Source organism: Cedecea neteri NBRC 105707 = ATCC 33855, from assembly GCF_001571265.1.
Classification (GTDB): domain Bacteria; phylum Pseudomonadota; class Gammaproteobacteria; order Enterobacterales; family Enterobacteriaceae; genus Cedecea; species Cedecea neteri.
Window position 1 is genome coordinate 22,808 of record NZ_BCTL01000031.1, and the last position, 13,815, is coordinate 36,622.

The 13,815-nt window shown below is 53.3% G+C and carries 12 protein-coding genes; all 12 read left to right on the forward strand.

Annotated features, from left to right (window positions below):
• Nucleotides 1-10 precede the first annotated feature (10 nt).
• The 12 genes from tssK to CNE01S_RS14000 all read left to right on the forward strand — a co-directional run bounded on the left by tssK (nt 11) and on the right by CNE01S_RS14000 (nt 13,787).
• Nucleotides 11-1,348, forward strand: a complete 1,338-nt coding sequence (tssK, locus tag CNE01S_RS13945) for a type VI secretion system baseplate subunit TssK (protein WP_061276896.1) — start codon at nt 11-13, stop codon at nt 1,346-1,348.
• Nucleotides 1,345-1,998, forward strand: a complete 654-nt coding sequence (tssL, locus tag CNE01S_RS13950; RefSeq protein ID WP_061276897.1) for a type VI secretion system protein TssL, short form — start codon at nt 1,345-1,347, stop codon at nt 1,996-1,998. The genes tssK and tssL overlap by 4 nt, the downstream gene beginning before the upstream one ends.
• Before the next feature lie 3 nt (nt 1,999-2,001).
• Nucleotides 2,002-3,720: an OmpA family protein gene (locus tag CNE01S_RS13955; protein ID WP_174522182.1), complete on the forward strand. Its 1,719-nt coding sequence runs from the start codon at nt 2,002-2,004 to the stop codon at nt 3,718-3,720.
• 4 nt (nt 3,721-3,724) lie between these two features.
• On the forward strand, nt 3,725-4,216 hold the full coding sequence (gene hcp, locus CNE01S_RS13960; protein ID WP_061276898.1) for a type VI secretion system effector Hcp: 492 nt from the start codon (nt 3,725-3,727) through the stop codon (nt 4,214-4,216).
• A 176-nt stretch (nt 4,217-4,392) separates the two neighbouring features.
• Nucleotides 4,393-7,038: a type VI secretion system ATPase TssH gene (tssH, locus tag CNE01S_RS13965; RefSeq protein WP_061276900.1), complete on the forward strand. Its 2,646-nt coding sequence runs from the start codon at nt 4,393-4,395 to the stop codon at nt 7,036-7,038.
• A gap of 14 nt (nt 7,039-7,052) precedes the next feature.
• Entirely contained in the window at nt 7,053-7,622 is a 570-nt protein-coding gene (locus CNE01S_RS13970; RefSeq protein ID WP_061276901.1) for a hypothetical protein, read from the forward strand.
• The gene (locus CNE01S_RS13975) at nt 7,616-8,083 is read left to right on the forward strand and encodes a putative T6SS immunity periplasmic lipoprotein (protein ID WP_061276902.1); all 468 of its coding nucleotides are present in this window, start codon (nt 7,616-7,618) and stop codon (nt 8,081-8,083) included. Before CNE01S_RS13970 ends, CNE01S_RS13975 begins: the two co-directional genes overlap by 7 nt.
• A gap of 17 nt (nt 8,084-8,100) precedes the next feature.
• Nucleotides 8,101-8,310 (forward strand): hypothetical protein, encoded by a 210-nt coding sequence (locus CNE01S_RS13980; RefSeq protein ID WP_061276904.1) that lies wholly within the window; start codon nt 8,101-8,103, stop codon nt 8,308-8,310.
• A 77-nt stretch (nt 8,311-8,387) separates the two neighbouring features.
• Nucleotides 8,388-10,934, forward strand: coding sequence for a type VI secretion system Vgr family protein (locus CNE01S_RS13985; RefSeq protein ID WP_061276905.1), 2,547 nt, complete (start codon nt 8,388-8,390; stop codon nt 10,932-10,934).
• Complete coding sequence (locus CNE01S_RS13990; protein ID WP_061276907.1) at nt 10,931-12,499, forward strand: T6SS phospholipase effector Tle1-like catalytic domain-containing protein; 1,569 nt, start codon at nt 10,931-10,933, stop codon at nt 12,497-12,499. Before CNE01S_RS13985 ends, CNE01S_RS13990 begins: the two co-directional genes overlap by 4 nt.
• Nucleotides 12,496-13,143, forward strand: coding sequence for a DUF2931 family protein (locus CNE01S_RS13995; protein WP_061276908.1), 648 nt, complete (start codon nt 12,496-12,498; stop codon nt 13,141-13,143). The genes CNE01S_RS13990 and CNE01S_RS13995 overlap by 4 nt, the downstream gene beginning before the upstream one ends.
• Before the next feature lie 77 nt (nt 13,144-13,220).
• Complete coding sequence (locus CNE01S_RS14000; protein ID WP_096754163.1) at nt 13,221-13,787, forward strand: tetratricopeptide repeat protein; 567 nt, start codon at nt 13,221-13,223, stop codon at nt 13,785-13,787.
• The last annotated feature ends 28 nt before the right edge of the window (nt 13,788-13,815 follow it).

Consider the following 13,815-nt stretch of genomic DNA (forward strand, 5'->3'; position numbering starts at 1 on the left):
GAAATCAGGGATGAAAATTTACCGCCCACTTTGGGAGGATGGGGCCGCTCTGGCCCCGCAACAGTTCCAGCAGCAGGCCCGCTGGAGTGAACACGTTGCCGACATGGTCGCCCGGATGGGTATTTCTCATCCCTGGGGCGTGGTGGCGGCAGAATTTGATGATGCCGCACTGGCGCTCTCGCGCCTGAATGCCACCCGTCTGGTGGTGCGCTTTCAGGACGGTACCCTTGTGGATACCGACCTGGCAGATACCCTTCCTCCGGTCTGTGATTTGTCTGTTTCTGCCGGCAGTGAGGCTGTTGACGTGGTTGTCGCGCTGCCGCTGCTGAGTGCCAGCGGCGGCAACCTCGATAACGGTCAGGACAGTGAACGCCCGCGCCGCTGGAAAGCGGAGCGTGTGGTGGTGCAGGAGCTTGCCGGGCATGAAAGCGGGGAGCTGGCGATCCTGCGTAATGCGCTTACCCTGCGTCTGTCCAGTCAGGAAAACACGGCATACCTGACCTGTCCGGTGGCCCGCCTGGTGCGCAATGCACAGGGACAATGGAGCCGTGACCCGGCCTTTATCCCGCCGATGCTGTCGGTTGCTGCGAGCCCATTACTGACCACCGAACTGGGTGACCTGCTGGTTCGCCTGCAGGCTCGTCGTCGTCGCCTGATGGCCATGCGTCGTGAAAGCAATGAGCGGATGGCCGACTTTGCGGTCGCGGATGTCTCCCTGTTCTGGCTGCTCAATGCCCTGAACAGCGCTGAGCCGGTGCTGATGGAACTGCTGCAGACGCCTGATCGTCACCCGGAACTGCTGTACCGCGAACTGACCCGTCTGGCCGGCAGCCTGCTGACCTTCTCACTGGAGCACGACGCTGGCGATATTCCTGCTTATCAGCACGATGCACCGGAGCGGGTATTTCCGCCGCTGCTGGCACTGCTCGACAAGCTGCTGGAAGCGAGCCTGCCGTCACGGGTGGTGAGTATCCACCTGGAGCATCAGGATCAGATCTGGAAAGGTACCCTGCACGATGCGCGCCTGCGCGAAGGGGCGGACTTCTATCTCTCCGTACGCTCGTCCATGCCGAACCATGAACTTCAGACGAAATTCCCGCAGCTGTGTAAAGCGGGCAGTTTTGATGATGTGTCTGATGTGGTGAATGTGGCCCTGAGCGGCATGGTTATCAAACCGCTGGCCCATGTTCCGGCCGCTATCCCGTTACGCCTTGAGAACCAGTATTTCTCGCTGGATCTGAGTACTGAGGCGGCTCGCGCAATGCTTGAGATGGGCAGCTGCACCTTCTACACCCCGCGCTCACTGGGGGATGTGAATCTTGAACTCTTTGCGGTGCTGCGCTCATGAATAAATCCGAACTCAGCCAGATAGAACGCATTTTCTACCCGGGCTGGCTGATGGCCAGCCAGCTGCGCGGCGGGCAGGAAGTCCGGGACGGGGAAGGGCTCTGGCGCCGGGCCTGCCGTCTGGTGCAGGAGGCGAAAGCGGCGCTCACGGAGGCCGGTTACAGCGACATTAGCCGTGACCATATGGTGTATGCCCTGTGTGCCCTGCTGGACGAGAGCGTGATGAACCGCGGAACCACCGATGATGGTTACCTGACCTGGCGGCGTGACCCGCTCCAGGCACACTTCTTTGGCACCCTCAATGCCGGGGAGGAGCTGTGGGAACGGATCCGCAATCTGCTGAAAGAAACCGCCCCTGACGCCGCCGTCCTGACCTGCATGTACCGGACCCTGCAGCTGGGGTTCGTCGGTCAGTATCGTGCCCGGGATGATGAGCGCCGGGAAGATATCGTTCGCGCGCTCGCGGAACGGGTGCCGGCCTTCACGCTGGCACAGGATGCCCCCATTGTTGCCCGGGCATCACGCCTGCGCAGTGGTCGTCGCGGGTACTGGCTGACCTGGGTTGTGGCCGCTGTCGCCCTGGTGGCGCTCTGGTTCTTCCTTTCGTCTTCACTTACCGAGCTGGTAAGCCAGACTGTCAGGCCGGGGTAAGCGATGCGGGAGGCGTACCGAAGTCTGTTCACTGCCCTGGGTGCCGTGCTGGCACTGTGGCTCATTCTGGGATTCTGGCCGCTGTCCACGGGCAGCCGTGTGGCACTCAGCCTGCTGGTTATTCTGGTGTCTGGGGTGATGTTCTGGCGTCAGCGTCAGGCTTCTCAGCTGCGGGCAACCACAGTCCGTGAGTTTGTGGATGAAAACCTGCCACCGGAGGATTTTCAGGGGGCGGTTACCCTCGTCTGTGGCGACAACGCCCCACTGTTTGTGTCCGGTTCCCGTCACCGGGAAACCCGGCAGGGCTGGTATCTGTGGGTGAAAGATGCGGAACAGCTGCCACTGCTGGCACAGCACCTGAGCCTGGTGCGCCCGGCCCTGGTGTCGCAAATCTCCGTCATGCTGGCGGTGGTACCTGAACAGCACACCTCCGGTGATGATTTTACCCAGTCTCTGCGGGGCTGGCAGCGGGCTGTCGTCCAGTGCCGTGCGGCATTTGGCACTCTCCCCCCGCTGTGGACTGTGACCTGGGTATCGCCCCCTGTGTCCTGCACGGAGGTAGAGCCCGTCTGGTTTACCACGGTCAGCCAGCGAAGCGGTATTCAGGTGTATCAGCCTGGTCAGGGCAATGTGTCACTGATGGAGTGGACCCGGGAGACCGGCTCAGACGGACGTCTTTCGCGTCTGAGTCAGGGCCTGTGGCTGGACAGTCTGCTTGCCTGGCAGAACAGCGCGGTGACTAGCCTGCTGTCGGTACGCCAGGGCGAACTGCCGGTGATGAAGCCCTGCGTGCAGGGCTTGTGTATGGTGCCGGTGAGCGGTATCACGGGCAATCTCTGGCAACAGCACATCACTTCCGTGACGGCGCTGCCACCGGATGCCGTTGTTAGCACCGGGCCACTGCCGCTGCCTGAACTGCTGCTGCCGGCGTTACCACGCCGACGGGGCGTCAGCCGCAGAATGGTGTTCTGGCGCTATGCCGGATTACTGGGCGGGATTTTCCTGGCACTGGCCATGCTGGCGTCCTGGATGAACAACCAGCGTCTCATTCGTAATGTTGGCGATCACCTTGCGTTGTATCACCAGCTGACAGGTAAGCCTGTTGCCCCGAAACTGCGTGCGCAGCAGCGCCTCAGAGCCGATGGCGTACTGCTGGACGACTGGGCGCGTCGCGGGGAGCCACTGCGTTATCGCCTGGGGCTGTATCAGGGGCTGCGCCTGGTTCCACCGGTTGAGGCCGCCGTCAGCGACTGGGCTCCACCGCCTCCACCGGTCATTAAGAAGATTGTCCAGGGTCCGAAAACCATTCGCCTCGACAGCATGTCGTTGTTCGATTCGGGCAAATCGGCGCTGAAAGCCGGAACCACCAAAATGCTGGTGAATTCGCTGGTCGGCGTTAAGGCGAAGCCGGGCTGGCTGATTGTCGTGTCCGGCCATACCGATAACACCGGTAACCCGAAGCTTAATCAGACGCTGTCCCTGAAACGTGCCGAAGCGGTACGCGACTGGATGCGTGACACCGGTGATGTGCCGGAAAGCTGTTTTGCGGTGCAGGGCTATGGCGAAAGCCGTCCGATCGCAACTAACGACACCCCGGATGGGCGCGCGCTCAACCGCCGTGTCGAAATCAGTCTGGTACCGCAGGCTAATGCCTGCCAGATACCGGGCCACACCCAGGCGTCATCGCAGGATGATGGCGCATCACAACACAATGGAGAGTAATTCCATGGCAATTCCTGTTTATCTTTGGCTGAAAGACGACGGCGGCGCGGACATTAAAGGTTCTGTGGACGTTCAGGATCGTGAAGGCAGCATCGAAGTTGTCGCTCAGGAGCATAAGCTGTACATCCCGACTGACAACAACACCGGCAAGCTGACCGGTACCCGTATCCACACCCCGTTCCTGTTCACCAAGGAAATCGACTCGTCCAGCCCGTACCTGTACAAGGCTGTGACCACCGGTCAGACCCTCAAGTCTGCGGAATTCAAGTGGTACAAAATCAACGACGCGGGCCAGGAAGTGGAGTACTTCAACACCAAGCTGGAAAACGTGAAAGTGGTGAAAGTGAATCCGGTGATGCACGACGTCAAGGATCCTTCTTTCGAGAAGCATAACCACCTCGAGCAGATCGAGCTGCGTTACGAAAAAATCACCTGGACCTACAAAGACGGCAACATCATTCATTCCGATTCCTGGAACGAACGCGCCACCGCGTAAGTCACAAGCGGACAGTCCCCTCTGTCCGCTTTTTTGTCTTTGCTGAACGTCTGCCTGTACGGGCGTTGAGCAAAGAAACCCACAAACTGCCAGCCCGGCCGTATGCGCTTTGGTCCCCTGTATGGGAAACAGCGATGGGCGGTAGCGTGTCCAGGAACCGACAAAGAGAGAACTTCATGGAAAATCCAGCCATCTTGCTGCGACGTCTGAACCCTTACTGTGCCCGTGCGATGGAAGGGGCTGCTTCGCTTTGTCAGACTCGTGCGCACGCGGAAATTTTGCCTGAGCACTGGCTGCTGAAACTGCTGGAGCAGGGGGAAGGTGACCTGACGGTGCTGGCGCGCCGCTACGAGTGGGATATGGATGCACTGTGGCAGGATTTGCTCGGCTGGCTGGATAATCAACCGCGCTCGGTACGCAGTCGTCCGCAGTTATCCGCCGATATCCAGAAACTTATGCAGGAAGCCTGGATGCTGGCCTCACTTGCCGGAGAGGAAAGTATCCGAAGCCATCACCTGCTGATGGCGCTGATGGAAAACCAGCGACTTGCCCACTGTGATGGTCTGTGGCCACTGCTGACGCTCGGGATGAGTCAGCTCTCCCGCCTGCGTCCGTTACTGGATGCGCAGTCTGACGAGCGGCCGGATCTGCAGCTGGAAGCCGAACTGAGCCAGGATCACGGCAGTGAGGTGGAATTTGTGGGTCGTCCGGTCGGGACAGAGCTGAAAGAGGGTGAGCTCAACCCGGCGCTGCAGAACGCGCTGGATAAATTCACGCTCGATGTCACCGCCAAAGCCAAAGAGGGCAAGATTGACCCGGTGTTCGGCCGTGACACCGAAATCCGCCAGATGGTCGATATTCTCTCGTGTCGTCGTAAGAACAACCCGATCCTGGTCGGTGAGCCAGGTGTCGGTAAAACGGCCCTGGTTGAAGGCCTGGCGCTGCGTATTGCCGGGGGCAACGTGCCGGAATCCCTCAAGCCAGTTAGCCTGCGCACCCTTGACCTCGGCCTGTTGCAGGCGGGCGCAGGTGTGAAAGGCGAGTTCGAACAGCGTCTGAAAAACGTCATTGACGCGGTGCAGCAGTCACCGACGCCGATCCTGCTGTTTATCGATGAAGCCCACACCATTATCGGAGCCGGTAATCAGGCGGGTGGCGCAGATGCGGCGAACCTGCTGAAACCGGCCCTGGCGCGCGGCGAACTGCGTACTATCGCGGCGACGACCTGGGGTGAATACAAACAATATTTTGAGCGCGATGCCGCGCTGGAACGCCGCTTCCAGATGGTAAAAGTCGACGAACCCGACGACGACACCGCCTGCCTGATGCTGCGTGGCCTGAAATCCCGCTATGCCGAACACCACAATGTACACATCACCGATGACGCAGTGCGTGCGGCCGTTACGCTGTCCCGTCGTTACCTGACGGGCCGCCAACTGCCGGACAAGGCCGTTGACCTGCTCGACACCGCCGCCGCACGTGTACGTATGAGTCTCGACACGGTGCCGGAACAAATTGTGCGTCTGAAAGCGCAACTGAGCGCTCTGGAACTGGAAGAGCAGGCGCTGCTGGAAGATATCGCCGCCGGCAGCAACCGCCATGGTGACCGCCTGGGTGTCATCGAGCAGCAGCGGACTGAACTGGATGCGCGTATTGCGGAGCAGGAGGCACGTTTCAGCACTGAAAAGGCGCTGGCACAGCAGCTGATGGCCAGCCGCCAGGACATCAGCCAGCAGGCTGAGATTACCGACCTGCAGCAGCTCGAGCAGGCGCAGCAGGGCGACGTGCTGGTTCAGGTGGATGTGGACACCCGTACAGTCGCCAACGTAATTGCTGACTGGACCGGCGTACCGCTTTCTTCGCTGATGAAAGACGAGCAGACCGAACTACTGGCCCTGGAAAATGAAATCGGCAGCCGTGTTGTCGGTCAGGATATTTCCCTTGAGGCTATTGCCCAGCGCCTGCGCGCGGCGAAGACCGGGCTGACGTCAGAGAACGGTCCGCAGGGCGTGTTCCTGCTGGTCGGCCCGAGCGGTGTCGGGAAAACCGAGACCGCGCTGGCGCTGGCGGACGTGCTGTACGGTGGTGAGAAGTCACTCATCACCATCAACCTGTCGGAGTACCAGGAGCCGCACACCGTTTCTCAGCTGAAAGGCTCACCGCCGGGTTACGTCGGTTATGGTCAGGGTGGCATCCTCACCGAAGCGGTGCGCAAGCGTCCGTACAGTGTGGTGCTGCTGGATGAAGTCGAAAAAGCTCACCGCGACGTGATGAACCTGTTCTATCAGGTATTCGACCGCGGCTTTATGCGCGACGGCGAAGGCCGCGAAATCGACTTCCGTAATACCGTCATTCTGATGACCTCGAACCTCGGCAGCGACCACCTGATGCAGTTGCTGGATGAACAGCCGGAAGCCACCGAAGGCGACCTGCAGGAACTGCTGCGTCCGATTTTACGCGACCACTTCCAGCCGGCACTGCTGGCCCGCTTCCAGACAGTGATTTACCGCCCGCTGGCGGAAGCAGCCATGCGTACCATCGTGGAAATGAAGCTGTCGCAGGTCAGTAAGCGTCTGAACCGTCACTACGGCCTGACCACGCACATTGATGAAAGTCTCTTTGATGCGCTGACCGCCGCCTGCCTGCTGCCGGACACCGGTGCGCGCAACGTCGACAGCCTGCTCAATCAACAAATTCTGCCAGTGCTGAGTCAACAGCTGCTGACCCACATGGCCGCGAAACAAAAACCACACTCCCTGACGCTTGGCTGGAGTGAGGAAGAGGGGATTGGGCTTGAATTTTCAGACGCGGCTGAACGCTAATCCGGAGGCAGGGAATGACCATTCATGATGCTGGGAAGAAAAAGAAGAACGACAAAAAGCAGGACGATAATTCCGTCAGAAAACAGACCAGCGGGGAAATCGCCTTAGCCAGAACGGTATTCGGTAACAGGATCGATTACGAGAAGGTGAAGATTCATCATGGTAGCTATCTGCCGTTTAATGCGCAGGATGCGAATACGGCAATGACGCCTAATGGTGAAATCTACTTCATCAATCAGTACCGGGATGATTTTTCACAATCACTGTATTCGCTTCAGCATATGTTTATTCATGAAATGAGCCATGTCTGGCAGCGTGAAAAAGGGATGAATGTTATTGGACGAGGTCTTGTGAGCTGGCTTGTCAGTTATCGCTATACGCTTGATGGCCGCCTGCTGAGTGACTATCCGATGGAGCAGCAGGCACAGATTATTGCCGATAATTTTGTTTTACAGACATTTGGGTATGAAATCTGGTGGCACCTTGAAAATAAAAAGTACCCCGACATTACGCTTGATGGCGACATTTCTGAGGCTGCAATACGTGAAGGGTATAAAAATTCTCTAAGAGGTTTTCCATGGTGAGCGTGAACCATTTTCGAAAAGTTATCTTTATCGTTTCATTAGGCATGTCGTCGGTAGCTCTGACTGGCTGCCCGGGCCCTGGCGACAGAATGAGCCTGGATGAAACTACGCAGGTGAGCAGGAAAGGTAATGATGTTTGCATGAGCATTCATGATGCTCGAGATTATCAGCCTGCAGACATGGGTATCAATCTCCGGGGTACGCCGCCTAAAGAGAAAGAATTTAGCTTCTCGCCAGATCTCAAGATTGTTGATGGTGCATTGTGCATTCCACCGTCTTACTACCATTTCATGGATGGTAATAAATACATTGTTGAATTCGCGCTTCATTCAGAAAATAACAAAGATGAACCCCGGAATTATGTTGTCGGAATAGGCATTAATAATACCCAGGTATATAACTTTCCTTTGAGCGACCGCGAAATTTCCAGGCCTTATGGCTCAATTGACGTTTCTGAATAGTGCCCCGGCATAAAGTCATGAAGGTTTTTATTTTTTTAACTTTAGTGGTGGCGGGAGTGCTGTTTCTTCCGGATACGTATTTTTACACATTCGTTAAGCGCTTTATCCCCATTAGTGGCGACGGCGAATACGGCCTGAATAATTTTGAAATGACCGTTTTGCTGATGAAAACCCTCACCTGCACCCTAGGGGCTGGAGCCGTAATCACGCTTTTTCGTACTCGCTGAGTACCCCTGATTAAACCTGTTACTTGCCCGTCGGCAAGAAAGTCATGGACTGCAGGTTATCCCATGGAGTCAAAATCATGAGTCTGACAGATACGCTTAAGAACACCCTGTCTGCGCTAACGGAAGGCGGGCTGAACCGCTACCGTCTGGATATTCCGTCCTGCACAGCTTCACTGGATGTGGAAGAGTTTAACGGTAAGGAGTTCATGAGTGAGCTTTACCACTACGACATCATCTTTACCAGCAGCGATCAGAATATCAGTTCAGAGCAACTGTTGACCAAACCTGCCACGCTGACCATGGGAACCGGGCCTCTGATGGGGCTGACCGGGCAGAAAGTGGTGCATGGAGTGGTGACGCATTTTAAGCGTATCAGTGGTTCACGTGACCAGGCGACGTACCAGATTATTATTGAGCCGTTCCTGTCCCTGCTCCGTAAGCAATTCCGCACCCACCGGTTTTTTGTCAATAAGTCGGTACCGGAAGTTGTCACCGAAGTATTACAGGAGCATGGCCTGAAAGGCTGGGAGTATGAGTTCATTCTCAAAGCCGATTATCCGAAGCGCGAGCAGATCAACCAGTACAAGGAAAGTGACCTCGCGTTCATTGAGCGTTTGCTGGCCGAAGTGGGGATTTTCTACTTCTTCACCCTGCAACCTGACACCCAGACTGAAGTGGTGCATTTCGCAGACAAGCAGAGCGCATGGACGTTCGGTAAGTCTCTGCCGCTCAGCAGCCCATCGGGAATGAGTGACAATGCAGCGGAGTCGGTCTGGGGGGTTAATGTCCGACAGAACGTGGTTGAGCGCTCTGTTATCGCCAGTGATTACAATCACCGTGAAGCCCAGAATGTCCTGATGTCTGTCCCGGCGGACATGACCCGCGGCGACAGTGACGGTGTTACCTACGGTGAGGTCTATCACTACCTGCCGCGTCATCTTGAACGTGGCGACAAAATCACACCTTCAGCAGAAACTGGCAACTTCTGGGCTCGCCTTGAACACGAGCGTTTTCTGTCAGGACAGACGACTATAAGCGGCTGCGGTAATGATGCCCTGCTTTCCCCGGCCCAGGTGCTGACCATCAGTGAACGTGTAGTACCGCCGACACTGCCATCAGAAACGGACAACGGCATTATCGTTACCCGCACGGGCTATATAGCCAGTCGTAAAGATGCCCTGATCGTGATGTGGGAGGGGATGCCGTATTACGAGAACCGTTGCTGGCGTCCTGCGGCGAAAAAGCGCCCGGTGGTCAGTGGTACGCTGATGGCGCGTGTGACCAGCGCCAAGGATAACGACATCTACGCCTGGCAGGATGCATCGGGCATGTACCGGGTGAAGTTTGATGCCGACCGCGACGATAAACGCCAGGGCATGGAAAGTATGCCGGTGCGCTTTGCCAAACCTTACGGTGGTGACAAGTACGGCTTCCACTTCCCGCTGATACAGGGCACTGAAGTTGCCATTGCCTTCCACGAAGGCGATCCGGATCGCCCGTATATCGCCCATGCCCTTCACGACTCCCGCCACGTCGACCACGTTACTGAAGCCAACAGCACGCGCAATGTGGTCAGGACTGCGGGCCTGAACAAGCTTCGGATGGAGGACAAGCGCGGTGAAGAGCACGTTAAAATCAGTACGGAGTATGGCGGCAAGACCCAGCTCAATTTAGGCCACAACGTGAATGCTTCCCGCGAACTACGCGGTGAAGGAGCTGAGCTGCGTACTGACCGACATGTTTCTATCCGGGGTGGTGCCGGTGTGTTTATCACAGCAGATAAACAGCCGTTTGCCGGGGACAAGATGCTTTCCATGCAGGAGGCGATTGCCCAGCTTGAGAATGCACTGAGTATTGCCCGAAGCATGTCAGACGCAGCGGAAACCGCGCAGGCGCTACCCGCTGATATTCAGAGTCAGGTGAAGTTGACTGATGCCCTCAAAGATCTGGTGCAGCCAGGAATGGTGTTGAATGCACCTGAAGGCGTGAGCATCACCAGCCCACAGGCGGTTCGCATGGCGTCGGGTAGTGCCAGCGTTGGGATCATGTCGCAACAGAATACAGACATTAGCGCTCTTAAACGATTTACCGTAGCAGCAGGTGAAGCCGTGAGTATGCTGGCCCGTAAGGCCGGGATGAAACTCTTTGCGGCTAAGGGAAAAGTAGAAATCCAGGCTCAGGACGATGCGCTTGATGCGATAGCCAAAAAGGATGTGACCGTAACCAGTACGGAAGGTCGGGTTGAAATCACGGCAGCGAAAGATGTCGTACTGAAAAACCTGGACGGTTCGTTCATCCAGTTGCAGGGTAAAAATATTATTCTGGGCTGTGGAGGCAATATCTTGTTGAAATGTGCCAATGTTCAGAAAATGGGACCAGCAACTGTAAGTTCACCTCCACATGAATTCCCTAAAGGTTATGGAGGTGTTTATGTTCTCAATGATGAGAGTGGGAACGTCATTCCTAAGACTGAATACAAGGTTACTACAGCCGAGGGCCAGATATTTTCAGGTATATCGGATGAAAATGGCAAAACAATGCCTATTTACACTTCAATGCCGGGCAAATTAAATATTGAAATACTAGGGACCGGTAACTCATCAGCAGGGAGCAATAAATCATGACTAATTACCATGCATGGGAAGCCAACGACTGTGAACACTTTACTGATGTAAACATTTCGGAAAAAACAATCGTTTGTAAACGAAAGCCTGTTCCTGGTATTACCATTACAATTGGGATGTTCTTTGATGGTACAGGTAATAATGTCTTCAATACAGATGAGCGTTTATTGAAAAGTTGTACTCACCTTGATGTTGGTCTCAAAAAAGAAGATCTTGAGCTTTGTACCAAAAAGCTGGGGATGAGTGTAAATGGCAGTAGTAGCTTTATGGGGTATTATTCAAATATTCATTGGCTAAATACACTTTATTCCGTTGATGATGAGGTTATTGAGGATAAAACTCAATTTCAGCGTGCTGTCTACGTTCAAGGTATTGGCACACAAAAAGGCAAAGAAGACAGCCTGGTAGCAATGGGGACCGGAACTTTATCAGAAGGTGTGGTTGATAAGACTGATGAAGGTGTTTCTCAGATCGCAAAAGAAATCCGAACTCTGCTCGGTGAAGGAAGTGGCATAACAAACGCAATAGAGAAAATCCAATTCGATATATTCGGTTTCAGTAGGGGCGCAGCAGCGGCCCGTCATTTTGCAAATCGCGTCAGAAATAATGATAACGCGATACAGCAAGCAATCACTAAGGGGCTAGATGGCCGAAATCAGCATGGACAGCCTGCCGGTGAAGTACGGTTTATCGGATTGTTTGACACCGTTTGCGCCGTTGGGCTTGACCCGCACGATGCCATAAATCCTGGCGTGGATCTGGATTTACCTCCCGATATTGCACAGAAAGTTTTCCAGATAGCGGCGATGCACGAGTGTCGATATAACTTTAGCCTGAACAGTATAAAAGAATCATGGCCAGAACTATCTCTCCCCGGTGTACATTCCGATATTGGCGGCGGTTACAACCCAAATGAGCAGGAATATTATTTTTTAACTAAGCCGAAAAATGAAACGGTAAGGGATAGTGTTCCCCCAGAGATTACTGATGTTTATCGACAGACTGCAGCTGAAACACCTGATTTGAAGGTGTTTCCTAATCTAAGCCCAATAATGGCGAGTGGAGAGATAAAAACTGAAACTTGGTATGACTATCTGGTAAACCATGATAAACGGCGTCAGGAGATAATAGAAAAACGCGTCGGCGCTGCTGTGACGCTTAAGCGGGTTGTCCCTAATTACTGGAGCAAGGTCAGCTTAAGGGTGATGCTTGATGCTGCCCTTGAGGCTGGTAGTGTATTTAATCCTATTAGGAAAGCTAATGAAGATTTAAAATTACCTCCTGATCTAGAGAGCTTGAGTCAAAAAGCGATTAACCAAGGCAAAGCCGTTCGAGGTGGAGGTGCCCCAGTATATTTTACTGCAGCTGAAATTGAATTGATTGGAAAATACATTCATTGCTCAGCAAATTGGAACCCCGTCGAGTTCAAAACGGTATGGCTTGATGGTAAGCATATTGAAAAAATATATGGAGCAGTAAAAGCGACAGAAGTGTTTGGATTTATTAATCGACCAAACCCCGGCTGGACCCGTGCAGTATGGAATATGAAAGGAGAAAAAGCATGAGATTAATTACTATACTCTTATCATTTGCTTTTTTGGTGAGTTGCAACAGCAGTTCGGCCACTGACCAGCAAGGGAAGATTAAAGCCCCTTTTGATGAGTGGTACTTTACCTTTTCAACACCTAAAGCATTACCTGCTCAGGTAACACTTGTAAAGCTTATTGATGTTAATGGTTATGGAAAAGTTTTTCGGACAATCGATCAACCACAAGGGCAGAGTGTGGGGACATGGAGCCAGCATGCCGGAAAGGGAACCTCGCCTTTTAATAAAGCATCTTCTCCCCCGCAAGTTATGCAATTTTGCTGGGATTCAATTATTGACAAAAAAATTTATGAAACCACACTAGTGTTTTCATCTGAAACTAAAAATAAAATGCTTACTACGGAACCCAGTAACTACAGTTCTGAGGATACTTATTACTTTCAATATGTGGTGATTGGTCTGGCACCAGAAGGAAAAGTAAGGGTTTGGTTAAAAAATAATGGTAGGCCTAACCTCGAGCAGACTGGCACAGAGATTACAACGGTTTCCGGCAAAGAATTAGATATGTGCAAAGGAGTGACTAAAAGTGACTTTAGCTATAGATATGATGACGACACGATTGATTTTATAAAAAACAAAAAATACCCTTACGGAACCTGGTAATACATACTATCAGTAAATTTCAGTAGCTATTATCATTCACAGGTAACAACCTCTATGTTATTTATTAAAGGTACATTATGAAACTAGTTCCTTGCTTATTATTGTTTTTTATCTCCGCCGCATGCTTCGCTGAAACTATCACTATAGACCCAGCATCAACGACTAAAGCAGACGATGCAAACTCAATGGCTAATGTTTATCGTTTGGGCATGGGTGTTCCGAAGGATATGAAGAAAGCATTTGAACTCTATCAGGTCGCTGCTGAACTCGGAAACACGGATGCTCAGGTCGATTTAGGCGATATGTATTATTCTGGCGAAGAAACCTCTCAGAGTTACGAAAAGGCCAATTATTGGTATGAGAAGGCTGCGAAAAACAACAACGATAAAGCTCAGATGTATTTAGGTTACGCATATCTTAATGGTAAGGGCGTCGCTGTGGATTATGCTAAAGCCAAAAATTTTCTTGAGCTTGCCGTTAAACAAGGCGAACCTTCAGCCATGAATCATTTGGGAACGATGTACTTTGATGGTAAAGGGGTAACTAAAGATCAAAATAAGGCTATTCCGCTATTCCAAAAAAGCTGCTCTGCAGGTGATTCTAATGCATGTGAAAAGTTAAAAGAAATTAAAACAGAGAAATAATGTTTTATCTGCATAAAGATATGAATAT

Coding starts and splice junctions, on each gene's coding strand:
- tssK (WP_061276896.1), top strand. CDS start 11: ATGAAAATTTACCGCCCACTTTGGGAGGATGGGGCCGCTCTGGCCCCG.
- tssL (WP_061276897.1), top strand. CDS start 1,345: ATGAATAAATCCGAACTCAGCCAGATAGAACGCATTTTCTACCCGGGC.
- CNE01S_RS13955 (WP_174522182.1), top strand. CDS start 2,002: ATGCGGGAGGCGTACCGAAGTCTGTTCACTGCCCTGGGTGCCGTGCTG.
- hcp (WP_061276898.1), top strand. CDS start 3,725: ATGGCAATTCCTGTTTATCTTTGGCTGAAAGACGACGGCGGCGCGGAC.
- tssH (WP_061276900.1), top strand. CDS start 4,393: ATGGAAAATCCAGCCATCTTGCTGCGACGTCTGAACCCTTACTGTGCC.
- CNE01S_RS13970 (WP_061276901.1), top strand. CDS start 7,053: ATGACCATTCATGATGCTGGGAAGAAAAAGAAGAACGACAAAAAGCAG.
- CNE01S_RS13975 (WP_061276902.1), top strand. CDS start 7,616: ATGGTGAGCGTGAACCATTTTCGAAAAGTTATCTTTATCGTTTCATTA.
- CNE01S_RS13980 (WP_061276904.1), top strand. CDS start 8,101: ATGAAGGTTTTTATTTTTTTAACTTTAGTGGTGGCGGGAGTGCTGTTT.
- CNE01S_RS13985 (WP_061276905.1), top strand. CDS start 8,388: ATGAGTCTGACAGATACGCTTAAGAACACCCTGTCTGCGCTAACGGAA.
- CNE01S_RS13990 (WP_061276907.1), top strand. CDS start 10,931: ATGACTAATTACCATGCATGGGAAGCCAACGACTGTGAACACTTTACT.
- CNE01S_RS13995 (WP_061276908.1), top strand. CDS start 12,496: ATGAGATTAATTACTATACTCTTATCATTTGCTTTTTTGGTGAGTTGC.
- CNE01S_RS14000 (WP_096754163.1), top strand. CDS start 13,221: ATGAAACTAGTTCCTTGCTTATTATTGTTTTTTATCTCCGCCGCATGC.